Source organism: Pseudomonas sp. 3296 (assembly GCF_031456615.1).
Classification (GTDB): domain Bacteria; phylum Pseudomonadota; class Gammaproteobacteria; order Pseudomonadales; family Pseudomonadaceae; genus Aquipseudomonas; species Aquipseudomonas mucoides.
The window spans coordinates 97,039-121,625 of sequence record NZ_JAVDUY010000006.1; the positions used below are offsets into that span (position 1 = coordinate 97,039).

At 52.5% G+C, this 24,587-nt stretch carries 23 protein-coding genes and 1 tRNA gene; 10 read left to right on the plus strand and 14 right to left on the minus strand.

The features are described 5' to 3' along the window. Positions 1–4: 4 nt before the first annotated feature. Complete coding sequence (locus J2X66_RS17215; RefSeq protein ID WP_027922197.1) at positions 5–715, plus strand: SDR family NAD(P)-dependent oxidoreductase; 711 nt, start codon at positions 5–7, stop codon at positions 713–715. 108 nt (positions 716–823) lie between these two features. On the opposite strand, the gene J2X66_RS17220 is transcribed toward J2X66_RS17215, so the two are convergent. Further along, positions 824–1,036 (minus strand): hypothetical protein, encoded by a 213-nt coding sequence (locus J2X66_RS17220; protein WP_310266443.1) that lies wholly within the window; start codon positions 1,034–1,036, stop codon positions 824–826. A 646-nt stretch (positions 1,037–1,682) separates the two neighbouring features. Between J2X66_RS17220 and J2X66_RS17225 the strand changes: the two genes are divergently transcribed. The 4 genes from J2X66_RS17225 to J2X66_RS17240 are packed head-to-tail and all read left to right on the plus strand — an operon-like array spanning position 1,683 to position 7,740. Beyond that, entirely contained in the window at positions 1,683–2,750 is a 1,068-nt protein-coding gene (locus J2X66_RS17225; protein WP_310266445.1) for an MBL fold metallo-hydrolase, read from the plus strand. Further along, entirely contained in the window at positions 2,747–4,075 is a 1,329-nt protein-coding gene (locus J2X66_RS17230; RefSeq protein WP_310266448.1) for an ABC-three component system protein, read from the plus strand. The genes J2X66_RS17225 and J2X66_RS17230 overlap by 4 nt, the downstream gene beginning before the upstream one ends. Positions 4,076–4,094: 19 nt before the next feature. Beyond that, the gene (locus J2X66_RS17235) at positions 4,095–4,613 is read left to right on the plus strand and encodes an ABC-three component system middle component 1 (protein ID WP_310266450.1); all 519 of its coding nucleotides are present in this window, start codon (positions 4,095–4,097) and stop codon (positions 4,611–4,613) included. After that, the gene (locus J2X66_RS17240; protein ID WP_310266453.1) at positions 4,603–7,740 is read left to right on the plus strand and encodes an AAA family ATPase; all 3,138 of its coding nucleotides are present in this window, start codon (positions 4,603–4,605) and stop codon (positions 7,738–7,740) included. Before J2X66_RS17235 ends, J2X66_RS17240 begins: the two co-directional genes overlap by 11 nt. 109 nt (positions 7,741–7,849) lie before the next feature. Here the strand turns inward: J2X66_RS17240 and J2X66_RS17245 are convergent, their stop codons facing one another. Both J2X66_RS17245 and J2X66_RS17250 read right to left on the minus strand, forming a co-directional pair. Continuing rightward, entirely contained in the window at positions 7,850–8,179 is a 330-nt protein-coding gene (locus J2X66_RS17245; RefSeq protein WP_310266456.1) for a hypothetical protein, read from the minus strand. Further along, positions 8,176–9,153, minus strand: a complete 978-nt coding sequence (locus tag J2X66_RS17250; protein WP_310266458.1) for an integrase domain-containing protein — start codon at positions 9,151–9,153, stop codon at positions 8,176–8,178. The genes J2X66_RS17245 and J2X66_RS17250 overlap by 4 nt, the downstream gene beginning before the upstream one ends. Positions 9,154–10,280: 1,127 nt before the next feature. Between J2X66_RS17250 and J2X66_RS17255 the strand changes: the two genes are divergently transcribed. Genes J2X66_RS17255 through J2X66_RS17265 form a run of 3 tightly spaced genes read left to right on the plus strand, consistent with a single transcriptional unit; the run spans position 10,281 to position 12,719 of the window. After that, complete coding sequence (locus J2X66_RS17255; protein WP_310266461.1) at positions 10,281–11,759, plus strand: GNAT family N-acetyltransferase; 1,479 nt, start codon at positions 10,281–10,283, stop codon at positions 11,757–11,759. Then, a complete protein-coding gene (locus tag J2X66_RS17260) occupies positions 11,719–12,186 on the plus strand; it encodes an ASCH domain-containing protein (protein ID WP_046034616.1) in 468 nt (155 codons plus the stop codon). The genes J2X66_RS17255 and J2X66_RS17260 overlap by 41 nt, the downstream gene beginning before the upstream one ends. Beyond that, entirely contained in the window at positions 12,183–12,719 is a 537-nt protein-coding gene (locus tag J2X66_RS17265; RefSeq protein WP_052251615.1) for an ATP-binding protein, read from the plus strand. The genes J2X66_RS17260 and J2X66_RS17265 overlap by 4 nt, the downstream gene beginning before the upstream one ends. 199 nt (positions 12,720–12,918) lie before the next feature. On the opposite strand, the gene J2X66_RS17270 is transcribed toward J2X66_RS17265, so the two are convergent. From J2X66_RS17270 to J2X66_RS17305, 8 genes are all read right to left on the minus strand, one after another. Then, complete coding sequence (locus J2X66_RS17270; RefSeq protein ID WP_310266465.1) at positions 12,919–14,241, minus strand: integrase arm-type DNA-binding domain-containing protein; 1,323 nt, start codon at positions 14,239–14,241, stop codon at positions 12,919–12,921. 171 nt (positions 14,242–14,412) lie between these two features. Next, a tRNA-Thr gene (locus J2X66_RS17275) sits at positions 14,413–14,488 on the minus strand. A 77-nt stretch (positions 14,489–14,565) separates the two neighbouring features. Then, positions 14,566–15,390 (minus strand): FkbM family methyltransferase, encoded by an 825-nt coding sequence (locus J2X66_RS17280; RefSeq protein ID WP_310266467.1) that lies wholly within the window; start codon positions 15,388–15,390, stop codon positions 14,566–14,568. Between the two features lie 343 nt (positions 15,391–15,733). Continuing rightward, positions 15,734–16,966, minus strand: coding sequence for a methyltransferase (locus J2X66_RS17285; protein WP_310266470.1), 1,233 nt, complete (start codon positions 16,964–16,966; stop codon positions 15,734–15,736). After that, on the minus strand, positions 16,947–17,636 hold the full coding sequence (locus J2X66_RS17290; RefSeq protein ID WP_123435418.1) for an ABC transporter permease: 690 nt from the start codon (positions 17,634–17,636) through the stop codon (positions 16,947–16,949). The genes J2X66_RS17285 and J2X66_RS17290 overlap by 20 nt, the downstream gene beginning before the upstream one ends. Further along, on the minus strand, positions 17,633–18,328 hold the full coding sequence (locus tag J2X66_RS17295; RefSeq protein ID WP_027922191.1) for an ABC transporter permease: 696 nt from the start codon (positions 18,326–18,328) through the stop codon (positions 17,633–17,635). Before J2X66_RS17295 ends, J2X66_RS17290 begins: the two co-directional genes overlap by 4 nt. Positions 18,329–18,406: 78 nt before the next feature. After that, positions 18,407–19,153, minus strand: coding sequence for an ABC transporter substrate-binding protein (locus J2X66_RS17300; protein WP_140668107.1), 747 nt, complete (start codon positions 19,151–19,153; stop codon positions 18,407–18,409). Positions 19,154–19,166: 13 nt separating this feature from the next. Then, positions 19,167–19,940, minus strand: coding sequence for an ABC transporter ATP-binding protein (locus J2X66_RS17305; protein WP_027922189.1), 774 nt, complete (start codon positions 19,938–19,940; stop codon positions 19,167–19,169). Positions 19,941–20,492: 552 nt separating this feature from the next. On the opposite strand from J2X66_RS17305, the gene gabP reads away from it, so the two are divergent. Both gabP and J2X66_RS17315 read left to right on the plus strand, forming a co-directional pair. Then, positions 20,493–21,884 (plus strand): GABA permease, encoded by a 1,392-nt coding sequence (gabP, locus tag J2X66_RS17310; RefSeq protein ID WP_310266476.1) that lies wholly within the window; start codon positions 20,493–20,495, stop codon positions 21,882–21,884. Between the two features lie 380 nt (positions 21,885–22,264). Further along, entirely contained in the window at positions 22,265–22,591 is a 327-nt protein-coding gene (locus J2X66_RS17315; protein WP_027922187.1) for a hypothetical protein, read from the plus strand. 79 nt (positions 22,592–22,670) lie between these two features. Here J2X66_RS17315 and J2X66_RS17320 read toward each other — a convergent pair whose 3' ends face one another. From J2X66_RS17320 to J2X66_RS17330, 3 genes are read right to left on the minus strand one after another with little or no spacing between them, the layout of a single operon-like run. Next, positions 22,671–23,123, minus strand: coding sequence for a hypothetical protein (locus J2X66_RS17320; protein ID WP_310266478.1), 453 nt, complete (start codon positions 23,121–23,123; stop codon positions 22,671–22,673). A gap of 6 nt (positions 23,124–23,129) precedes the next feature. Further along, the gene (locus tag J2X66_RS17325) at positions 23,130–23,546 is read right to left on the minus strand and encodes a hypothetical protein (protein ID WP_310266481.1); all 417 of its coding nucleotides are present in this window, start codon (positions 23,544–23,546) and stop codon (positions 23,130–23,132) included. 31 nt (positions 23,547–23,577) lie between these two features. Continuing rightward, a complete protein-coding gene (locus J2X66_RS17330; protein WP_310266483.1) occupies positions 23,578–24,552 on the minus strand; it encodes an alpha/beta fold hydrolase in 975 nt (324 codons plus the stop codon). Between the last annotated feature and the right edge of the window lie 35 nt (positions 24,553–24,587).

Sequence of the window (24,587 nt, forward strand, 5' to 3'; positions counted from 1 at the left end):
CATCATGAGCAATTCGAAAAAAGTCATCGTCATTACCGGCGCGTCCCAAGGCCTCGGCGCAGGCATGGTCAAAGCCTTCCGCGATCTGGATTACAAAGTTGTCGCCACTTCGCGTTCGATCAAGCCGTCTACCGACCCGGACATCCTCACCGTGGCGGGCGACATCGGCGACCCGGCGGTTGCGCAGCAAGTGATCCGCGAAGCCATCGCCCGTTTTGGCCGCATCGATACTTTGGTTAACAACGCCGGGATCTTCATCGCCAAGCCGTTCACCGCGTACACCGCTGAAGACTACGCCAATGTGTTGTCGGTGAACTTGAATGGCTTCTTCTACATCACCCAGCTCGCGATCAACGAGATGGAAAAACAAGGCAAAGGCCACGTGGTCAACATCACCACCAGTCTGACGGACCACGCGGTTGATGGTGTGCCATCGGTGTTGGCTTCGCTGACCAAAGGTGGCTTGAACGCGGCGACCAAATCCTTGGCGATTGAATACGCCAAGCGTGGGATTCGGGTGAATGCGGTTTCGCCAGGCATCATCAAGACGCCGATGCATGGTGAGGAAACGCATGAAGCGCTGGGGAATCTGCACCCGGTTGGGCATATGGGCGAGATCGGTGACATTGCTCAGGCGGTTGTTTATCTGGATAGCGCCAACTTTGTTACCGGGGAGATTCTGCACGTGGATGGTGGGCAGAGCGCTGGTCACTAAGAGCGGGTTTTTCAAACGCCAGAAACAACAAAGCCCTCGTATTTCTACGAGGGCTTTGTTTTGTGTGGTGCCGGCACCAGATGGAACATTGAATCCGTGCCCTTTTTTCTACAGGCAAGAAAGCTCCACATCTTCGTCGTCAGGGACTTCGTCCGTCACAATCACTCGTGCGTGCGCGCTGTGCTCGTCCTCCATGCGCAACCCGAAGTAGCGGGTATCGTTGGCGTCCCAAAATGCCTCTATCTGTGACATGGGTGCATGTTCAAGCAGCACCTCGGCGCTGTGCTCCAAGATGATCGAGTAACGTCGTTCGGTGTTCATTACAAAGGGGCTCGCAACGGCGGAGAGGGTTGTGCATAAGCACTGCTGTCATTATGCCGTCTCACAGCTTTTCGACCGTAACCGCTCATCGTTTCGGGGAGGGATGTAGATGCGCGGTACCAGAATGGGATGCGGCGATTCGCGATCCTTCAGCGAGAGGGGCGAGCGTAGGACCCATAAACAAAAAAGGCCCACCTTTCGGTGAGCCTTTTTTGATATTGCGTATGGTGCGGCACCAGGAGTCGAATTTCAGCATAACTATCTGAATAAAAGGATTTTTTTTGTTAGTCACAAAAAATCTACCTCATTGAATATCCTTCTATTGGAAAGAAAAGTGCAATGGGAGGGGCCATGGTTAATCTATCTGGTTGGTTGTGCGAGGTTGGCGAACGGATCCGCTGGTTGGGATTGGCGATTTTCCATTAAATTTTATGTAATGAAGACCTTGCAAGTATTTTCTTTGAGCTAAGGTATTGAATTAATCACTTTGTGCAGCTTAAAGAGTCATGGGGACTTCCTTCTTAGAAAATTGTATGCTATCAGTGCGGTAATGGCATTTTGGCGTCATTGTTAAACGTGGTATGTTTGATAGTAAACATACTACGGCATGAAAAAGGGAAGAAATAGAACATGGTGAGTATTTAAAATGTATGTGTGGAATCATACCGACATTAAAGTTTTAAAAGCGCAGCATGGCGACTCTATTTTGATTACAAGTCATGCCGACAATAGAATTATTAACATACTGGTTGATGGCGGGCCGCGCAGTACTTACAGTCAGAAAGTTGGCCCCTTGTTGAAAAAAGGCGAGTTGAAAATCGAAATTGATCGGCTCAGGGGGCGCGGAGAGTATGTAGATCTTCTGGTTTTGACTCATATTGATGATGATCACATTGGTGGGTTATTGGCGGCATACGAAGATCAATGTGGATTAAAGGATATAGTTAGAAAGGTTTGGTTCAACTCTGGTCGCTCTATAGCAAATGGATTCAAATTGGGCGTCACAGAAAATCTGGATGTATCTTTCAATGTATTAACTTCAAATTTAACAGGCGTCACTCAAGGTGTTAGCTTCGAGAACTATATAAAAAATAGTGGAGTGTGGGACGAAGGCTTGTTGATTTCGGGGCATGAAGAAGATTTTTTCGGTATAAAGTTGACAATATTGTCTCCAGGAGTGGCTGAGCTTAAACAGCTACTGAAAAAATGGCAGAAGGAGAAACCCAGCTCGATTACGGCATCGAGGGAAAATGATCATGGTAAATCACTGGAAGAATTGATAGCTGTAGATAAGTTTGCCGAAGATAATAAACCACATAATGGAAGTTCCATTGCGTTTATACTCGAGGTTGGCGATAAAAAAATAATGCTTTTAGGTGACTCTTTTCCAAGCGTAGTTTGTAAAGCGCTCACCAGTCTCGGATATAGCCCTGAAAAAAAAATAAATCTTGAACTGTGTAAATTATCGCACCACGGCAGCAAGGGGAATACCAGCGATGAACTCTTACAGCTCATAGAATGCGATAATTTTGTGGTATCAACGGACAGCTCGCGTCATGGACTACCTGATAAAGTGACAATTGCTAGAGTATTTAACCGCCACCCAAATGCTACTGTATTTTTTAATTACCAAGCAACTATAGGGAAAGTATTTAAAGACGGTATACCTGAGGGGCGATCAGTAAAGTTTATAGAAAAGGATTTTATTTTGTGAATCCTGCACAGCTCAAAAAAATAGAAACTATTAGCGTAGTGGTCTCAAATGGTAGTGGTGTTTTAGTGCAGCCACTTACGGAACAATATAGCTATGTATTCACGGCTAAGCATAATGTATTAACCAATCCTGATGATTTATCAAGTTCCGTTGTAAATGCAAAAGACGTAGAAGTTCGGGATAAGCTTGGTAGGTTAATAGCCGTAAAGGAAATTCTTTGCAGCTCTGTAAAAGATGCAGCTGTACTAGTGGTAGATTATACAGAAATCCCAATTATTTATACGGGAATAGGATTGCCTGCGCATGAGCAGAAGCTTGTTTTGTACGGCTATCCTGGGACTAGGCGTGAAGGCAACTCTATAGAGGCGAGGGTATATTTTGCTTCGGCTCAGCTTGTGAAAGAAGATTATTTCACGGTGAGTACTTTAAGCTTCTCACAGCAAAATGAAATTATCGGAGTTTCTGGGGGAGGACTATTTGATTGTAGCCGAGAAGAAATATTCTTGGTTGGAATCGAATATCAAATGGAGGGGAAGCCGGAAGTAGAGGCTCATGGATGGTTAGATTGCATTCCTGCGACTATTTTCTTAGAGATTGTTGCTAGTAACACCTATAATTCTGTTCCTCTTTTACCTGTATTACCATCTCATTTATTGTGTTTTTCCAGAGTGATTAGTGACTGCTTCCCTCTTGAGGGGTGCACATTTCCTGAAGATATGGTCTTTTTACGTGGATTCCTTCGCCAATTAGGCGTTGATCGCATAATGAGTAAAATATCGTCACCTGTAGTAATCCAAAAGCTATTTGGCGAAAAGTTATTGGTCGATGGAACACCAGTGGAGCATTTGTCAGATTTAAAGCTTTGGTCGTCTTGGATCGAACTTCTGATAGTTTCTCAAATTTTAGATCCAAGCTGTTCCGTAGATGATAATTATCTCGGCGTGCTGCGTAACAAACGCCGTTTTCTTTTTACGCCTTCTCACCAAGATTGGTTGAGAAGTCTGCATGATATATATAAGTCAGATCTAAGTGGCTTGGCAAGGGGAGGCTGTATAGTTATTAGTAGCAATCGTCAGCCGGTAAAATCACCAACGACGGAGCAGTTGAAGCGAGTGGTGCTTGATGTCTCTAAAGCGCCTAATACGGTCTTTAAAATCGACCAAGGGATCGGAAATCCCGCAGAGGCATTTAATTTGTATCATTTGGATTTGTTACATGCGGATTGCATCATTCAAAATGAAACTGAACTGTCTGAATTTGGAAGTTTAGATACTGATATTATAATCTCAAGGTTGGCCGAGATATATGGAAAATTTTTGTCATAGCAGCCAGGACTTAAGCTTCTTGAGTAACGAATTTGAGGAGCTAGACTTCATTCTTTATACTACGGCTGGGTGCAGCCCGATAAGCTGTTTTGTGATTTTTTGCCATACCCAATCCCATTTGGAAAAGAATTATTTGGATGTGGCAAGTCTTGTTCTAGGGCATTACCAAATTAATCTTGATGAGTTCGCAGCGTGGAACATATATGCCGTTTTCGTTTGCTCAGGGTTAATTGATAAAGACGCAAAGTACAGGGTTGAAAATGATAAGTTTGGTATGAGGAAAATTATACTTCATAATCTTTCTCAAGAGTTATTTTTACATCAGCCTGAAAGTAGGCTGAATGATTTGATTCTTGGTGCTGATTTGGTTTTAAGCGATAGAGCGGAGAGCCCTAAGGGCGACGAAAGCTTTTCATTGTTAAGGCAGCGCATAGAGAAATTAGGCGCCATCAAACCAGACAATAAGTCCCAGTCAATTAGTCGCAGGAAAGAGATTGTAGAAGAACTGCTCTCCGAGGTAGATAAATATGAAGTTTAAAAGTGTCCTTATTGAAGGCTTTAGAGCATTCAAAGGTCAGCCGGATGGTTTTTTTGATTTTAAACTAAAAGATGGCAGGCCGGCGAACTTTGTATCTATTTATGCTCCTAATGGATTTGGGAAAAGCTCGTTCTATGATGCAGTAGAATGGGCTATAACAAACAATATCGCTAGATATCTAAAAAGTGAAAATAATACACTTTCAGTTAACTCTAATACGCCTGGTAAAAAACAGTTAATTCTTCGGAACCGAATAATCCCTGCGACTGATCCGGCGAGAGTATCTGTAAATACTACGCATCCTGAATTTTTAGTTTATACGAGGGATGTTCCAGTAGCAAAAACTGGGAGTCGAGACTACCTTTTTGATAAAAATAATACCGATCCTAAAGGGAAGTTTTTTTCGGATGTTTGTTTGGCGCAAGATGCTATTGATAACTTTTTAAAAGAGCAGAGGCCTGACGATAGATACGCAAAGTTTATGGATAGCTATGGTAGTGAGGATGAGCGATACAGAGTAAGTTTGGTTACGTTGATGAAGGAAAATACCAATCGTTGTACTGAACTTGAGGAGAGGAAGGAAACACTAGGTGGTGGTCTTGTAGGTCTAGTTGATGAAAGTATATTTTTGGCATTAAATGAAATTGTCGAACGCTTAAATTTAGATGGCGAGGAGATACAGTTTTTTGATTCTGGCTTTGATAAAACTATATGGGCTAGAGTTAACCTAAATATCAATCAAAGAAACTACGATATAGCAGAGGCGATAACAAAATTAACCGAGCAGCGCCAAAGTGCACTTCTTTGTGTTTCTAAACTAGATTCCTATGTAACTCACACAAAGTTGAGGTGTGAAAGCTCGGATAAAATGATTCGTTTGGAAGTGGAGAAGAAGCGTGCTTTATTTAAGACGTCAACGCAGTCGGAACTAGATGCAAGCAAAAATATTTCTTTCGAGTTAGGCGTAAAGTCAAAGTGGCATTCTGATATTTTAGATTTAAAATCCAATTACGACATTCTCGTTGGTCAGTGGCATGATAACTTATCCATAGTAGAAAAGGCGCAAGCTGAAAATATATTGAAGAATGTTGAAAAAAACAATGTTCAAGAACGGATTGATTTACAAGAAAAAAAATTAGTCTCATTTAAAGGTAACTTAAATTCATATGCGGACTGGATAGAAAAGTCTTCTCAGTTTTTTGATGAGCTTGATATTGGTGTTATTACGCAGCGTGAGAAAAGCGAGCTTCTTCTAGAAAAGAGAGAGCTCCTGCAACGTTCTACCCTTAACCTTCAGCAATTGAAGGAGAAGCAACGGTTACTTGAGGCTGTAACGGTTGACCGTAACTGTTACAGTAGCCCAAGCATTGTTAACATTGTTCTTGACGATGGTGTCTTAAAAAATCTGTCTCAGCTTGTTGAGTCAGTTGAAGCAGAAGAAATCGCTTTAAATGCATTGGTGATACGTCGAGATTTAATTCAATCGGAGAATGATAAGGTACAAGAAGTTTTATCCTTAGCGAAGCAGATTGTGGAATCAACTCACAGTAAACATTGCCCAGTTTGCGAAAGTAGTTTTCCCTCGTTCTCGGATCTTAGCGAAAAAATAAGCAAGAATTCTGGTCTTGAAAGACTTTACAGCGAGTTACTACAAGAAGTAGATTCGAAAAATTCCACATTGGCGGCTCTAGAGCTGGCAGTAGAGAGCGTAGTGTCATCTGTTGCAAAAGCTAAGAGTGATCAATTAGCTAAAGTCGTTGGTGAGATTGTTGTTAAGGACACTGAGGTCCGATCTGCCACTCGAGAGATTGAAGTTTTGTCTCTAGAGTTGAGTCAGTTGGAATCTAGATTAAAAGAAATAAAAGACTATCTATTGAATCTCGATAGGATCAGTTTTTTAGCGCATGTCGAAAAACTCATCGCGGATATTAAAGCACAAGAGAGATCCGAATCAGATGCTTTGCTTTCTAATCGAATTGAACTCGGTAAAATTGCCGCAGACATCGAGAACAAATCGAAATCGATATACACGGCTAATTTCGCAATTAGTGAGCTCGCGGGAGATGCGGGGTACAAAAAAGTAAGAGCTTACATTGCTGAAAACTCCCTTGCTGATGGGGGGCAATTCGGTTTTGCCTCTGAAAATTTGCAACGTTTGAATGGAGAGCTTGTTAGCATAACTGAACGTGTCGCGGCTCTAGAAGCAACTATGGCCGTTTTTGAGAAAGAGGTTGTGGCCGATATTTCAATTCTTGAAGTTCAAGAGAAGGATCTAATAGCTCGAATTGATGGGATTAATGAGCTATGCATGCCTTTTGAACTCGCTATTAGTGACTTGTTTGGGGTTGATATTTCGGAGTTGGGTGGAATAGATCGCTTGCCTGATGTTCTAGAGCATAAGATTTCAGATCTAGCTATTTCGATTCAAGGGCTGGACTGGAAAAAGTCGGAGTTTGGCCTTTTGAGTGCACAGATTAATAGTGCGGCTCCGCTAATCGAACTGATGCAGCACAAGGAGACTTTAGCTGCTTTGAGCGTAGACATTGAACGGCATCGTAAGTTAGGGAAGTCGCTAAAATCAGAACACGACTCTGTTGCTATGGCTCTGAAGTTAAAAGTGGATCAGTTTTTTTATACAGAACTGATCAATGTAATATATTCAAAGATTGACCCTCATCCTGAGTTTAAGAAAGTTTCATTTGCTTGTGATTTTGAAAGTGAGAAGCCTAGGTTAGATATTTTTATCACGGACGAAAGCGATAGCAAGGTATCCCCGAATTTGTACTTTAGCTCTGCGCAGCTTAACATCCTAAGTCTGAGCGTTTTTCTCGCGCGGGCGCTCCATGCAAAAAGTCATGATGGTGTTCCTGTAGATTGTATACTGATAGATGACCCGATTCAGTCTTTGGACTCTATAAATATACTTGCAACTATTGACTTGCTCAGGAGTATCGCGCTTAGCTTCAACAAGCAGATAATTCTCTCAACGCATGATGAGAACTTTCATGAGTTACTTAAGAAAAAAATTCCTACTGCGAAGTATGGTTCGAAATTTATATCGTTTGAGTCTTTTGGTAGAGTTGCCGGTCCGCACGATATAAGTGTCCACGAGTTATACAATTTATAACTTGTGATTGTATTATTTGGGCGCATGCATTGTGATGCGCTGCTTTGATCTTGAAGGTTTTGCCCCTTCGCAATTTAAGGAAGGGGTGAATTCATCTTGCTGTGCATGGTTACTCAGGCTTCTTGTGTGATTTTTTCCGTATTTTGGTTTTGTTTTGCATAAATTCTAAGATTGCATTAGTTGGAATACCTAGGCGTCGTAGAATAAGTCTTGCTGTTAACGAGTAGTAATAAAGTGTCGATTCACTGAGCTCACTCACGTATTGATTTAGGAACCACTCGAGATGCTTGCGCTGCCAGGTCCATGGATTATCTCGGTGCCAACGTTTAGAAATCGCTTCCTGCATAGCCTTTGCTTGACGTAGGTGGCGTTCGCGTGTGACAGGCGACCCAGTCAGGACGCCTGACAGGAACAGCTCCATATCGAATGCCGTGCTCATGCTCGACCACCAATGTAAGCCGATACCACGTCGATACGACCGTGCCCCAGTTCATAGCTGATTTGTGCTCGAGCCTTCTGATCGAGGTGATGATCGAGTTGGTAGCAATTGCCTCCGTTGATGGGGGCGGGATGACGGGTGATTTGCTCAAAGCGTTCGCATGCATAGGCCACCCGCAATTCGTGAAAACCTTTAAGGTTAAGCGTATGGAGGATGTCCCGTGCGGGGCGCACGATTCGCTGTTGGAAATCTAGGTAGCTTTCGTTCGGTGCAAGCAGGTTTCGGCTGCCTTTAGGTGAGACTTCATGGGCGAATGCCAATGCGCTGCAGATACTCTCGTTTACTGTAATCCAGCGAGATGCCGACGCACCTGAGCGGCCGCCTTTGGTACCGTCTTGAATATTGATCCTGCCGTAGTGTTCGGCCTCACGTTTTAAACGCGGTAAGTCGGCCAAAATGGCCTCGCGCAGGCGCATGCCGGTGGCTCGCGCCAACTGAGCGATGGCCGCGGCACGAGGATGCTGTTCGCTGAGCGCCTCGACGATGTGCATCACGTGTTCGCGATCCTGGCCTTGTGGAGCTGTCGTGCGGATGGTGGCGCGCTGCATTTCCAATGTCTTGCTCGGGCTCGGTACTTTCACATACTGATCACCGCGAAGCGCCGCCATGGTTCGGTTGACACTGGACAACCGGTTTTGCGCGGTCGCAACGGCGAGTTCACCCTGTTCGACCAGGTACCGAAGGTGCTTGGCGTAATCCATCAACGTCTGCCGATTTATCTGCCGCGCATCATTGAACCTCGGCCCACCCTCTGACCGACACCAACGCACGAATACCTGCCAACGATCACTGTGTGCCTTCACCGTGCCGTAATGCCCGTCGCCAAACAAATCTTTCAATGCCTGCACCCCGGCATAACTCAACTGCCGACCATACCCAAAATTTCGCCCATCCCGTCTACCGACCAAGGCCATGATCAAACTCCTCTCGAAGCAAAAACTTTTAAAACCCTCCCCCACGTCATCCCGCCACGAATGTTGAGTGTTATCAGGGATCAAGGCCCCTGCGACCTGTGAGGGTTGTCCACTAACGCGGGACTGGCGGCTCTTTACGACCGAGAGCTTGGGCACCTCATGATCTGGCCTCCTGAGCACTTCCGAAGAAGTGGGCGGGTGGAGGTTGCACTGGCTGACGAGACCAGCGCCGCGAGATCCTGAGTCGGGTGAAGGCAGTGATGCGATGACCGGGGCATGCCTGACTGTCAGTCAGGTGCAGTCCATTCCTTGGGCTGCGGCACCATCATCTACATCGCTGTTGCTGGTGACTTCGGTGTTTGTCACGCCGATTGTCACGAGGGGGAATGCCGCAAAGCCTTGTACGAGTTGGGCTGCAGCAGCGGTAGGAGTGCCCGTCTCTTTCCGGAAGAAAGAGACGGGCGCAGGTTGGCGCAGTGAAATGGCCAAGCGGATAGGTTGCTGCAGGGCAGCTATGCAAGGGGATGAGTTGCCGCAGTGGGCACACTGGTAAAAGTAGGCATCCATCACATCGCTGTGACCGTGCGAGCCGCCGGACGCTAATCGCACTTTGGGGGAACCACCACCGTGTGGCGTAGCCTTAAAGGTTCTGGCTACCTGGGTTGCTGTCGACGACAGCGCTTTGCCCGATCTTTTCTACGCCTGTGGATAATTCGGGTCAAGACTCCAATTTTCGGGAGTTCTGCGGCTGTGGATGAAATTATCTACCGGTGGAAATCAGTGGTTTTCCACAGACAGTTGTGTGGGCTTTAGATTTTTTAAGTGAGGTCCATCCAAGCAGGGCGGCTGTGCAGCCCTGTTTGGATGGACCCGCGTGGACAAGCGGATCATCTAGATTTCGAACGCCGCGTTATCCCGCCCCATCTGACCGACTGCTTTTATTTTCTCTATTTAGGGCTCGGCAGCGATGTGCGTTGCGGTTTACCGGCTGTCTGCCTAGACTCCGTGGCTAAATAACATCAGTCCATCAGCAATGTCTTGGGTTGAGTGGCGAGAGTAGTCAACGGGCGTAACCTCGTGTTCGACAGCTAATGTCGTGCATTAGACTGCGCCACCTGGAGGCATCCTTGGCATTGCGTCTTCGTTTCTTGTTAGACACCAACATCCTGATCCCGCTTCAGGACTCCATGGTGGTACTGCAGCCCAGTCTTACAAACTTCGTTAGGTTGTGCAGTGCGCACGGCTACCAACTGCTTTACCACCCTGCGTCAGCCGCGGACATCAGGCGTGACACTGATGAGGCTCGGCGCGAGCGCACCTTGGCCAGGCTCGGTCAGTACACTCAACTGCAGGCTGGGCCGGCTTGTCCATGGAACTCGCCTGAAACTTCGGTAAACGACGCTTGTGACAATGAAATTCTCTACGCGTTAGAGAATGATGCAGCGCACGTTTTGGTGACCGAGGACCAGGGGTTGCACCGTAAGGCGCGGGCACGCGGACTGAGTAGCCGCGTGTACTTCATCCAGACTGCGGACGACTGGCTGCGCCGGCTCCATGAGCCTTGTGAGGTGCGACTCCCCCACATTGAAGACGTTGAAATCCATACGTTGACCCACCAACTGGCTGGGCCATTCTTCGACAGTATCCGTGCGGGCTACGATGGTTTTAACGATTGGTTTCGTCGGAAGGCCATGGAAGGGCGTCGTGCTTGGGTCTATCGCGAAGACGCTCATCAGGCTATAGCGGCTATCTGTATTTACGCTGTTCAGGCCGACCAGGCTGTAACGGACGATGGTGAGGTGCTTGTCGGCAGGGCATTGAAGCTTTGCACGTTCAAGGTCGGCGAAACCGTTCGTGGAAGGAAACTCGGAGAGTTGTTTCTCCGGGCTGCCTTCAAGTACGCGACAAACCACCAATGTGAGTCGATTTTTCTGCACGCTAACAACGTTCAGCAGTCACAACTGATCACATTGATTGAAGACTTCGGTTTTCGCTACGAGGGGCTTTACCAAGGGGACGCAGTTTACGTAAAAGCGCATCCTGTCGCCCCGCCTCCGCTGCAGATGGACCCGTTCCAGTACGTCCAGCGCTATTATCCGCATTACATGGGCGGTGATGATGTCCATAAATTTATAGTGCCAATTCAGCCTCAGTACCATGACATTTTGTTCCCGGACTATCAGCGTCCAGGGCATGCATTGCCTGATAACCATCCGCAAAGGCATGTCAGCAATGCGATCAAACTCGCATACCTTTGTCACACCCCCAGCAAACAGCCGCGTCCAGGCGATGTCGTAATGTTCTATCGCAGTCGCGACATGCGTGCGCTGACGACACTGGGTGTTGTTGAGCGATACGAGTGGTCGGAAGCGGCTGACGATATCGCACAGATTGTGAGCCGTAGAACCGTGTACTCTGATGAACAAATAGAGGAAATGGCCAGGACTGAGACCAAGGTGATGCTATTTCGTCTGATATGTCACTTCGAGCCCCCCCTAGAGTATGCGGACCTTAAGCGCTCGCGGATCGTCAGGGGCCCCATTCAATCGATCACGAAAATATCTGATGAGTCTTTTTCCCGAATCATTCGAGCAACCGAGCGGTAGGGCTGTCCTACTTTCGATAAAGCCAAAATACGCCGACCTGATCCTTGCAGGGACCAAGCGCGTTGAGTTACGTCGAAGCTGGCCGTCCAACGATATTGGCGTCATGGTGTTGTACTCGTCATCACCAAAGCAGAGGCTGGTAGGAGTAGCCTTTATCGATCGAATTGAGGAATGCGACTTTGAGAGTCTGTGGACCTTGGCAGATGCCAACGGGGGCGGCGTGACCTATGACGAACTCAAGGCTTATGTCAAAGGAAAGAAGACTGCGTTCGGTGTGATGATCCAGCGCATAAAGATCGCCGAAGTTCAGGTCGATCCGAAGGATCTTTTCGCGAACTTCACACCACCTCAGTCCTTTCTCTATCTGGGGCCTAACGATTTCCCACGCGTAATGCGCGCCATGTTTCCATCGGAGGGATCTGTATGAACATATTCGTCGCAGGTGTACACGGTGTTGGTAAGACTTTCCTAGCCTCTCAACTTCCTAAGGCCTTAGGTCTAACGCAAACCTCAGCCAGTAAGCTGATCAAGGAGGAGCGCGCGTTACCTGACTGGGGGACGGATAAACGGGTCGGTGATGTGGACGCCAATCAGATAGCACTGGCGAATGCTGTCACTCGCCACAATGAGGCTGGCACTCGGTTACTGCTGGACGGGCATTTTGTGTTGCTGGATGCTCAGGGTGAATTTTCACCTTTGGCTGCGGACGTTTTTAAGGCTCTTCGCCTCGATGGAGTTTTGCTGCTGGAGGCGGACGCTAATACAATTGCGACTCGCATACGAGAACGAGATAGCCGGGAATTGGATATTGACCACACTATCAAGTTCTTAGCCGCGGAGCGCGCTCAGGCGCAGTTAGTGTGCGATGAACTCGGAATACCACTTCACATTCTAGGGGCATGTGGCCCTGATGCCTTCGCCGCAGCGGTAGCAGCAGTAATTTTGAAAGCCGACCAATAAGCAATTCTACCCAAGTGAAAGGCCGGACGACGTGCACGATTCTGCCTATGCTGTGGGGATGCGTACTTTGGCTTCACTTCGACCGGCTAGGGGCGAATGCAGCCAGTCGTCAATGGCCTTGCTATTCAACGTGCATGCAAGCGGTAATCAATACAAGCCCATTTTCCTTGTGCGCAGCTGTGGCCCGGAGGCCGAGCGCTTAGTCTGTTGCGCCACGTTTTGTCCTTAGCCGAGTGACATTTGCGCCGGTCTGGTTCGCAAATTCGTGCGGGGTGACATGCTCCTGCCGATTGACCTCAAGATATCGGCTCCACCAATTCATGATCAGCCTCCTCTCTTCGATGAACTCAGCCTTGTGGATATAGGCCGCTCGGACGTTATTCCTCTCCTTGTGGCTCATCTGCCTTTCAATGGCTGTTTCCGACCACAGCCCTGACTCAATCAGCGCGCTACAGGCCATCGACCGAAACCCATGCCCGCATATTTCGGCTTTGGTGTCGTACCCCATCTTCCTGAGTGCGCTGTTCACCGTGTTTTCAGACATGGGTTTCCAAGGCTTGGCATCGCCTGCAAACACTAGGTCGAATTCGCCGGTGAGGGCGTGGATCTGTTCAAGCAGGGCCACGGCTTGCGGCGATAAGGGTACAAGGTGGATGTCCCCGGCCATCTTCGTACCCCTTGTTGAAAAAGGTACTCCGTCCAACGCGGTTCGAGTGTCCGGTATCTCCCAGGTGCCGCGCTTGAGGTCGAACTCGCTCCAGCGGGCGAAGCGCAGTTCGCTGGAGCGGACGAACACATGCAGCGAGAGCATGACCGTCAGCCGGGTAAGTGCGCGGCCTCTGTAGGTGTCTATACGCTCCTGCAATTCAGGCAGACGCGATAAGGATAAAGCAGGGCGGTGAATCACCCTCGGAGCTTTGATCAAACCTTCAAGGTCGGAGGCAGGGTTTGCCGCGATCTGTCGAGCACGTTTCGCCTCGCGCATGATGCTTTGCAGGTAGTTTTGTACCCTTAAAGCGACGTCAATCGTGCCGCGTTTCTGGATCGCTTCCAGAGGTTGCATCAGGTCATGGGTGTCCAGATCGACAATAGAGCGAGCGCCGATCAGCGGGAAGACATGGGATTTGAGACGGCTCAGGACGGTCTTGGCATGGCCCGGAGCCCATTTGGCAGACATCGCTTTGTGCCAGTCCAGTGCGGCGCTTTCAAAGGTTCGGCCTTTGATTGCGGCCTGCGTCTTGGTTTGGTGTTTGGTCTCTATGGGGTCGATGCCTTTCGCCAGCATCCGCTTGACCTCCAGGCGCTTATTGCGCGCATCGGCGAGGCCGACCACGGGATAGCTGCCGAACGAGGTCAGTCCTTCGCGTCCATCAGGTTTGACATACCTGAGACGCCAGCCTTTGCGGCCATTGGGTTGGACTAGAAGGTAGAGGCCGTCGCCGTCGAAAAGCTTGTAGGCGCGGTCGGTGGGCTTGGCTGAGCGGCAAGCCGAATCAGAGAGTGGAGCAGTGGTGCGCGACATAAGGGTACTCCCCCTTTATCGAATTACCTTACCCCTAACATTACCCCTAAAACGGCTGGAATCCACCAGATTTTGACGTAACCCGACAGAACCCCAAAACGAAAAAACCCGCCAGAAGGCGGGTTTTTCGGGAGTTTCAGAGATTTTGAAAGCCTTCTCTGGAACCTTGTATGGTGCCGGCACCAGGAGTCGAACCCGGGACCTACTGATTACAAGTCAGTTGCTCTACCAACTGAGCTATACCGGCGTGTTGGGCGACGATTATAGCGATTGGGTTGGTTCTGTAAACCCCTGAATTCAGACTATTTTTGCGCAGGCTTCAGGTCAGGCGCGCAGCAGGGTTTTCTTGAGTTTCTGGATGGCTTGCCAGGTGCGGCTGTTTTGCATCGCGCGCAGCTGTGCTTCGGCCTGTTCGGCGCGTTGCAGGGCGGTGGCGAGTTGCTGTTCGACATCGCCGATGGGGTGGCTGAAGTTGTGGCCTTTGCAGAACTGAAATTCATCCAGGTTGCACGGCGGGATGTCGAAGGCGGGTTTGAGGTTCAGGTGTTCTTCGGCGAGGTAGTAGGTGTTGATGCCGTCGAACAGGATGGACTGGTAGCCAGCTCCGGTGACGAGGTTTTCCCAGGTCTGGTCGCGGTCCCACGGGGTTTCGATGAGGATGACCCATGGCCGCCACCGGGTGAAGTCCATGCCGCGCAGCACAGTTTCTTCGTGGCCTTCGACGTCGATTTTCAGGAAGTGGATCGGGCGACCCTGGGCGTGTTCTTCGCAGATGGACGTCAGGGTGCGGGACTGGACGGTTTGGCTGCGCACGTCCATGCCGGCGTCTTTGTGCATTTGCGCCATGGCCGGGTCGACGGTCGAGAGGCCGGTGCCGGCGATGCCGTAGAAGGTCAGACTGTCGGCGCTTTCGCCGGCCACGCATTGCAGGTTGGTGTCTTTGGGACGTTGCTGGCACAGGGATTCGTAGCAGTTGGGCATCGGTTCGACGTTGATGCCGCTCCAGCCGTGGTCGTAGAACGCTTTGGTGACCGAGTCATGGGTCGGATCGTTGGCGCCGACGTCGATATAGAAGCCGTTCTCGACGGTTTTGAGGGCGCGCCACAGGCGTATGTCTTCGAAGTTCTGTGCGTAGGAAATGAACGTCACGGTCGCATCCTGTCGGTCGAATTTTCTTGTTCGTGGTCGCGCTGACGGCGTCCTTGCGTGTTTGTATAACAAGAGTCGGGAGGCGGTGCAATTTTCCCCGCGTGAGGTCCGGGTTTAGGCGCTTATGTCCTTTGCATTGAATGCTTATGCACAACGGCGGCGGTGGCATTCTGCGCTCACCGGTGTTTTTGTGGACCTGTTCTCATTGGTGCGCAAATCCCTGTTTTTCGTGATTTTTTCGTGAGTGTACGAAAAATGAACAGTTGCGTTTCACCTCTGAAACAGCCGTAGATATTGGATCCACGATAATTTCATCAACAGAGTTATCCACAGGCTGTGGCTTTTATGGGCGTTCCGCGAGGAGCAGGAAATTACGCGGCGTCAGCGGGGTTTCGCAGAAGGTCCCGAGGCGAACGGTGTAACCCTGATCGGCAAGGAAAAGAGCGCGATCGAGGACCAGCCAAAGCTCCAACGGACGTCGGAAAAGTCCGCGTACCAGCTCCAGATTGCGCACGTGCGCCAAGCGCTGCCACCCGGCGGCTTCGAGAGCGAACCAATCTTGCGAACCGACTGTGGATAACTCTTTCAATGCGGCCAGATGATGGCAGTACTCGGCGAAGGACTTGTCCAGCCAGGCACTCGGCAGGGAAGGGGTGGGCAGGTAGTCATCGACGCCGCGCAATTGCCGTTGCAGCACGTCGAAACCCAGGCGCCGGGCCATGGAGGTGTCGCGTTGACGTCGTACGCGAGCGCCAGCGGTGACGGTTTCGCTCATGGGCAGGGCGAGATCGTCGAGGGACAGCTGTAGGTCGGATCGCAAACCGACCGAGGAAAGCGGCTGATAGGCCGGAAGATTGATCCGGTTATAACAGCACGGCGCGATGGCCAGTTGTTTGCACCCCGCCGCGCTGGCGAGCTGGATCAACCGCACATGCAAATCACCGCAAGCGTGCAGCGCCACCGGTGTGTGATCAACAGTCAATAAATTCGCGGTGTCAGGCGCGAGCACATCCTGTTCGACGTGCAGCGCCCGCAATTGATGGCGCTGGCTGAGTGCCTGTCCGCTGGCCACCAGGGACGGGTCGTATTCCAGACAGGTCAGTTGTTGCCCGGTATGCAGCAACCGCCGACCCAAGTGGCCCTTGCCCGAACACCAATCCAGCCAATGCTTCGGCGCTGCCGCAAACGACAGGCGACTGGCGAACGCCTCGATTTGTTGCCACTTGCGTCCCGGTACATCGACGTTCAGCCGATGCCCGGCCGCTTGCAGCGAATGCGCCGGTAATTCACCCACAGAACTCAATTCATGGGACAGCGCAGCCAATGAAGCAAATGGCTCCGGCGCATGCAGCAAACAAGGTTGGTTATGCGCAAGTTCTGCGTCGTCCAGCGACCGTTCCCGTAGCCAAAGTGCCAATTCCGGGTAGGACGTTTCCCAAGGCAGATGCAGATGAGTAAACGGACGCGGCTTCCACAGCGCTTGATGCTCGATCAGGAAAGCATCCAGCGCGGTGAAGCGGGCGAGCAGGTCCTCGCCCGTCAGCACGCGGGAGGAATCAACGCCCTTGGCAGGCATCGACGCGCAACCAGCGCTCCAGCAGCTTGAAGCCACGAACCAGTACGTAAGCCATCAACAGATAGAACATGCCCGCGGCGAAGAAAATCTCCACTGGCAGGTAGGTCCGGGCAATGATGGTGCGGGCCATGCCGGTCAGTTCCAGCAAGGTCACGGTACTGGCCAGGGCGCTGGCCTTGAGCATCAGGATCACTTCGTTGCTGTAGGCTGGCAGGCCGATGCGCGCGGCACGCGGCAGGATGATGTAGAACAGCGCTTTGGCGCGGGACATACCCAACGCGCGCGCCGCTTCGATTTCACCGGGCGGAATCGCCTGGATTGCGCCGCGCAGGATCTCGGCGATGTAGGCTGCCGTGTGCAGGGTCATGGTCGCGGTGGCGCACCAGAACGGATCGCGCAGGTAAGGCCACATCGAGCTGTTACGAATCGCATCGAACTGCGCCAGGCCGTAATAGACGAGGAACAGCTGAACCAGCAACGGCGTGCCACGGAAAAAGAAGATGTAGCCGTAGGGAAATGCCCGCACGTACCAGAGCCGCGACGAACGCGCGATGCCCAACGGAATCGCCAGCAGCAGACCGGCGATGACGGCGATGGCCACCAGTTCCAGGGTCAGCGTTGCGCCTTGGGCCAATTTCGGCAGCCACTTGATGATGACTTCCCAGTTCATTGGGTGCTCCTCGCGAAGCCGCGAGCGGCACGTCGTTCCATCAGGTGCATGCCGCTCATGGCGAGCACGGTCAGGCCCAGGTACATGAACGCGGCCACCATATAGAAGGTGAACGGTTGCTTGGACACGGTCACGCCGATTTGCGCGTGGCGCATGATTTCTTCCAGACCGATGACCGATACCAGCGCGGTGTCTTTCATCAGGATCATGAACAGGTTGCCAAGGCCCGGCAGGGCGATGCGCCACATCTGCGGCATGATCAATTTGGTAAAGATGCGGAATTTCGACAGGCCCAACGCCACGCCGGCTTCACGGTGACCTTTGGGAATCGCCAGGATCGCGCCGCGAAACACTTCGGTGGCGTAGGCGCCAAAGCACAGGCCCAGTGCGATCACGCCGGCGGCAAAGGCATTGAGTTCGAGATCGGGATTGCCGAAAAACTCGCCCAGGGCACGCATCAGGTTGACCGTGCCGAAGTAGATCAACAGCACCCAGAGCAATTCCGGGATACCGCGAACCAGTGTCGAATAAGTGCCGCCAAGCCATTGCAGCGGCTTGTACGGGGATGTCTTGGCCAGGGCGCCGAGCAAACCGAGCACCAGCCCCAGACACAAGGCCGAGAGTGCCAGTTTCACAGTCATCAGCGCGCCAGCGGCTAGCGCCGGGCCGAATCCGTAGAGATCGATAGTCATGGGTTTCTTTTCAAATCGCGGCAGGCAATGCCATGGACTGGCGCCGTTAGCGAACGGCGCCGGTCCGGCAGGTCAGAATCAATAGATGCTGAACGGGAAGTACTTGTCGTTGATTTTCTTGTAGGTGCCGTCTTCGACGATTTCCTTCAGGGCGAGGTTCAGTTTCGCGCGAATCGGGTCGCCTTTACGTACTGCGATACCGATCTTGTCGCTTTCTTCTACCGGATCACCTTTGAATTCGTAGGACCGGCCGGCGTCGCTTTTCAGCCATTCGTAGTTGACGTACTTGTCCGCCAGGATGCCGTCCAGACGACCGGAGGTCAGGTCCAGGTAGGCGTTTTCCTGGGTGTCGTAGAGTTTGACTTCGACGCCCTCCATGTTGTCTTCCATCCAGGTGCCGGCGAGGGTCGCACGTTGTGCGCCGATCACTTTGCCTTGCAGGGAAGCCTTGTCGGTTTTGAACTCTTTGTCTTTAGGTGCGATGAACTGCAGCTTGTTCGAGTAGTACGGGTCGGTGAAGTCGACCGCTTGCTTGCGCTCGTCGGTGATCGACATCGAGGAGATCAGGAAGTCGAACTTCTTGGCGTTCAGGGCCGGGATGATGCCGTCCCAGTCGGAGGTCACCACGGTGCACTCGACTTTCATCTTGGCGCACAGGGCGTCGCCGATTTCCTTGTCGAAGCCGACGACATTGCCACTGGCATCTTTATTGTTGAACGGCGGGTAGGCCGCTTCGATGCCCATCTTCAGGGTTTCGGCCATGGCACCGGCGCTGAACGCCAGGGTGACGGCGGCAGCCAGGAAGACTTTTTTGAAGTTCTGCATGCGGGTAGCTCCGTTAGCGGTTGCTGGACATGAATTGTTTGCAGCGTGCCGAAAGCGGGTTGTCGAACACCTGCTGTGGCGATCCTTGTTCTTCTACCAGGCCCTGGTGGAGGAACACCACTTCGCTGGAGACCTGACGGGCAAAGCCCATTTCATGGGTCACGAGCAGCATGGTACGGCCTTCTTCGGCCAGGGCGCGGATGACATTAAGTACTTCCTGGACCATTTCCGGGTCAAGGGCGGAAGTCGGCTCGTCGAACAGGATCACCTTGGGTTGCATCGCCAACGTGCGGGCGATGGCCGCGCGTTGTTGCTGGCCGCCGGACAATTGCGCCGGGTAGGCATGGCGCTTGTCGGCGATACCGACCTTGGCCAGCAGGGCTTCGGCGACTTCGATGGCTTCGGCTTTGCTTTGACCGAGGACGCGACGCGGCGCTTCGATGATGTTGTCGAGCACGCTCATGTGCGGCCAGAGATTAAAGTTTTGAAACACAAAACCAATCTCGCTGCGCAGGCGGTTGATCTGCTTGCCATCGGCAGCGACCAGTTCGCCATTCTTCGCGGCTTTGAGTTTGAGTTCTTCGCCGGCCACCAGGATCTGGCCCTGGTGCGGGTTTTCCAGCAGGTTGATGCAACGCAGGAACGTGGACTTGCCGGAACCGGAAGAACCCAGGATCGAGATCACGTCGCCGTCGCGGGCGGTCAGCGAGATGCCTTTGAGCACCTCAAGCTGTCCGTAGCGTTTGTGCAAGTTGCGGATTTCAAGCGCGGGCGTGGCCTCAGCCATGTGCGTTCCTCATAGTGTTTCGCTCCTGCTGTTGGCGGCCTTCCTGGCGAGGCGGCCAAGCTAGCATAGCGTTTGAATGGCAGCCAACAGCGCTGCGGGCGGTAAACGGACGTGACGTGGCAGGTTGTCGCATCGCTACAGCAGACTGTCGCGCTGCTATCAACCGAACAGCCGTTTGAACCAGTTGCCCGGCGGGTGTCGCGTAAAAAAAGGCGCGATGTTGCCAGCTTTGGCGGGGGGTTGGAAGCGCTAAGCGGCCAAACGTTCCTGATCTGCACTTTTATTGTGCGTCGAACATTTTCCGGGAGTGTTTCCGGTGCGCGGATACGTCCTTGAAAGTGAGTCGCAGGGTAACGCCTTGGCAAAGTGCCATTATTTTCAATAGGTTGCGATGACTGTCCGGTCTGGATGAGATCACCGTGATAGACGGTGTTGAAACATTTTGGCGCAATTATTGCGTACAGAATCCAGAACGCCCCGTTGGTTTCTTTTTACGAGAAAGAAACTGAGGCGGGATGCACGCATTCGCTTTTCCTTACAAAGGTAGTTTCAATGAGCAGTACCCCAAGCTCCAATGGCCTCGAACAGGGGCTCAAACCGCGTCATGTGACCATGCTGTCGATTGCCGGGGTAATCGGCGCCGGCTTGTTCGTAGGCTCGGGTCACGCCATCGCCGCCGCTGGCCCGGCCGTGCTGTTGGCTTACGCTGCCGCCGGTATGCTGGTTGTGCTGGTGATGCGCATGCTCGGCGAAATGGCTGTTGCCTCGCCGGACACCGGTTCCTTCTCGACATATGCCGATCGCGCGATTGGTCACTGGGCCGGTTTCACCATCGGCTGGTTGTACTGGTGGTTCTGGGTCTTGGTGATTCCGCTGGAAGCCAACGCCGCCGCGACCATCCTGCACGCCTGGTTCCCGAACGTGGCGATCTGGGCGTTCACGCTGATCATCACCCTGCTGCTGACCGTGACTAACCTGTTCAGCGTAAAAAACTACGGTGAGTTCGAGTTCTGGTTCGCCCTGATCAAGGTCGTGGCGATCATCGGTTTCATCGCCCTCGGCGTTCTGGCGATCTTCGGCTTCTTGCCGAGCAGCCAGGTCAGCGGCGTTTCGCACCTGTTCGACACCCAGGGCTTCCTGCCAAACGGCATGGGCGCGGTACTGGGCGCGATCCTGACCACCATGTTCTCCTTCATGGGCACCGAGATCGTGACCATCGCGGCCGCTGAATCGAAGAACCCAGGCCAGCAAATCTCCAAGGCCACCAATTCGGTGATCTGGCGGATCGGCTTGTTCTACCTCGTGTCGATTTTCATCGTTGTGGCCCTGGTGCCTTGGAACGACCCGATTCTGGCCAGCGTTGGTTCGTACCAGACTGTGCTGGAGCGCATGGGCATCCCGAATGCCAAGCTGATCGTCGACATCGTGGTGCTGGTTGCTGTGACCAGCTGCCTTAACTCGGCGCTGTACACCGCTTCGCGCATGATGTTCTCCCTGGGCAAGCGCGGTGATGCACCGGCCGTTTCCCAGCGCACCAACAAGAGCGGCACCCCGTACTGGGCCGTCATGCTGTCCACCGGCGCTGCGTTCCTTGCGGTATTCGCCAACTACGTGGCCCCGGCCGCGGTGTTCGAATTCCTGCTGGCCAGCTCCGGCGCCATCGCGTTGCTGGTGTACCTGGTGATCGCCATTTCGCAACTGCGCATGCGCAAACAGCGCATGGCTCGCGGTGAGAAAATCGCCTTCAGCATGTGGCTGTTCCCGGGCCTGACCTACGCGGTGATCATTTTCATCGTGGCGGCCCTGACCATCATGTTGTTCCAGGAAGCGCATCGCGTGGAGATTCTCGCGACCGGCCTGTTGGCGCTATTGGTAGTCGCGGCAGGCGTGCTGGTTGCACGCCGTCGTCACAATGAGAAGCTGAGCGCAGCCTTGGCGCGCTGAGATCTGACTCACGCCAATTGTTGTTGAAGCACCGAAACGACCGCCATCAGAGATGATCGCGGTCGTTTTTTTTGCCTTTCATTCAGATGCTTTATTGGGTGGCAAGCGGATAGACACGATGATGGCTAGATAGTAGCCTTTGCACCGAATGTGTATCCCGCTGTTACGGGATGCGATGGAGTTTCAGGACACGGATTGTTCGACGCCCTCAGCCTTCCCGGCTAAAAGCCCCCCGACCTTTTCTTGCCTGCTCCTTCATCTGCGGTGTGTTCACAGATGCATTTGCGTGTGCCTGCCGTTCAAGCGGTAGATCGGAATCAGCGCTGCATGGAGCTAGCCCGGCCATTCAGCCAACCCATTGGGGCATCAAGGAGACAGGCATGGCGTTTACATCGGTTGTGTTTAAAAACCCGAATACCGGTGCCATGAAAGAAGCGCCAATCGGCTTCTCGTGGACCGTATTTTTCTTTGGCTTTTTCCCGGCCTTGTTCCGTGGTGACTTCAAGTGGGCAGCGATCATGTTCGTCGTGGCCTGCTTCACCTTCAGCCTCAGCAACCTCGTGTTCATGTTCATCTACAACAAGCTGTACGTGAAGGACCTGATCAATGACGGTTACAAGGCTCAGTCCATCGCCAAAGGCGAACTGGGCTATGCCAGTGCCAAGCTTGGCTTTGATATCCCGCGTCTGGAAGGTGTTGCTGCCTGATTGTTGATTTGAAGGCGTGAAAAAAAACGGCCGCTGTCAGTGATGACGAGCGGCCGTTTTTTGTTTCTGCCAATTGCGTTTACTCGCTCTTTTCTTCCTGCGCATCCAGCGTCTGACGATAGCTGTCCAGTGCAGTACCGAAGTCGGTGATGAACTGCGGATCGGTCAGCCAGGCCTGAGCCGTTTCCCGGTCCATGCCATCGGCCCACATGCGGTAGTCGAGCAGCATGTCGGCGGCCAGGTGAGTGGCGGCCATGGCTTCGTTGTCGGCGTTTTCCATGTCCAGCAAGTCTGGATGGTCGCTGATGATGCCGGCGAGGTCCGACAGCAGAACCTGAAGCATGTCGCTGCGGCTGGTGGCTTCGGCGTCGTGCATTTTGCTGAACATCGCCAGGGTGTATTCCGGGATCGGCTCGCCGATTTCGTCCAGGTCATCGTCCAGCGCGGTGGGTTTGCGGCCGTGGATGTTGATTTGCTTGGCTTTGGCCTTTGCGCGCTTGGCGCGTTTTTGTTGCTTGTTCAGGGATGCCATGGGAGCTCAGTTTGCTTTCTGTTGGGTTTGCGCGGCGATGATATCGGACGCTGCGACATAGTCAGCCTGGAAGGCTGGTGATTCGATCCACGCCAGGGCGCCGGCCTCGTCGACTTCGGTCGACCATTGGCGGTACTCGATCAGCGCGGCGAGGATGAAGTCCATCGCGCCTTCTTCGCCTTCCTGTTCATAGACCAATTCCAGCAGCGGGTCTTCCAGGAACGCCACGCACATCGCTTGCTGGCTGGTCTTTTCGGCGTCGATCATTTTCTTGAACAACTCGGTCAGGTCCACCGATTCGAAGTCGATGCGATCATCGTTCGGGTCCAGCTCGACCGGTGCGGCGGCACGCTGGGTGCGGTTCTGCTTGGCCTTGGCTTTGGCGCGGGTGGCGCGTTTGTGCTGCTTGTTGGCGGAGGCCATGGACGTCGTTCCGTAATTTTTTTGAGAGGGCTCAGCTGCGCGGGACTCGCCGCCCGGGTGTGTCGGGGGGGAGTTCAGCGTTTTGCAGCCAAGACAATGCAATGGGCCATAGTGTGGCTTGGTATGCGCTGCGAAAAAAGGCGAAATGTCCGACTTCTTCTTCGCCGATGTCTTGCGGGGTGATTCGCAGATGGGTGCGGGTGCTTTGAGTGAAGTAGCCGAGCAGGCGTTCGATGGCCGAAATCGTACCGTAAGGATCGTCGCTGACACTGATCGCGAGGATGTTTGCGCGGACGCGTTCGAAGGGTAATCGGCCGGTTCCGAGATGCAGGCGCCGACCGCTGGGGCGTGTTTCAAAGCGGTCGGTCGGTGTGCTCCAGTCACGAACCACGCCGGCGGGCGTGTCTTCCAGCCAGCCGAGGCGTTTGCCGGGGAAGTAGCCGTGAAACATCGTCATCAACGGCATCACCATGTGCCATTTGCCGAACATCCGCCAGCGATGGGCGGGCGCATAGTCGCGCCAGTAAGCGAATTGCGCGCCGACTGTCACCATCCGTCGAATGACATGCCCGGACGCTCCCAGGCCCGCCGCACAGCCGCCAAAGCTGTGCCCGACGACATCGATGGGCTGACCGGGGAGTTCACGCTCAGCGCGCTTGAGCATCGCCTCAAAGTCCAGCGCGCCCCAGTCGGTCCATGAGGCGTCGAGGTTTTTCAGCGAGGCAGGGCGTGATTCGCCGATGCCCCGGTAATCGTAGGTGATGACATCGAACCCATTGGCGTAGAGGTAATCGGCAAAACGTGAGTAATGGCGGCAGCGCACAGAGGTGGCGGCGTTGATGATTACGACGGGGCGGGCCGGGTCTTGCTGGGCGTGCTGCCAGGTGAAGCCACCTAGGATGAAGCCGTCTGCGGCGGTCTCCTGGAAGGGGGCGCCGGGTGAGGTGGCAGGCAATGACAGCTCGATTTGAGCAGGCGCCAGTGCGGGCGTGTCCTTGAAATTCATCGGTGACGTACCGTTGCGCGTAGGTGCCAACGATA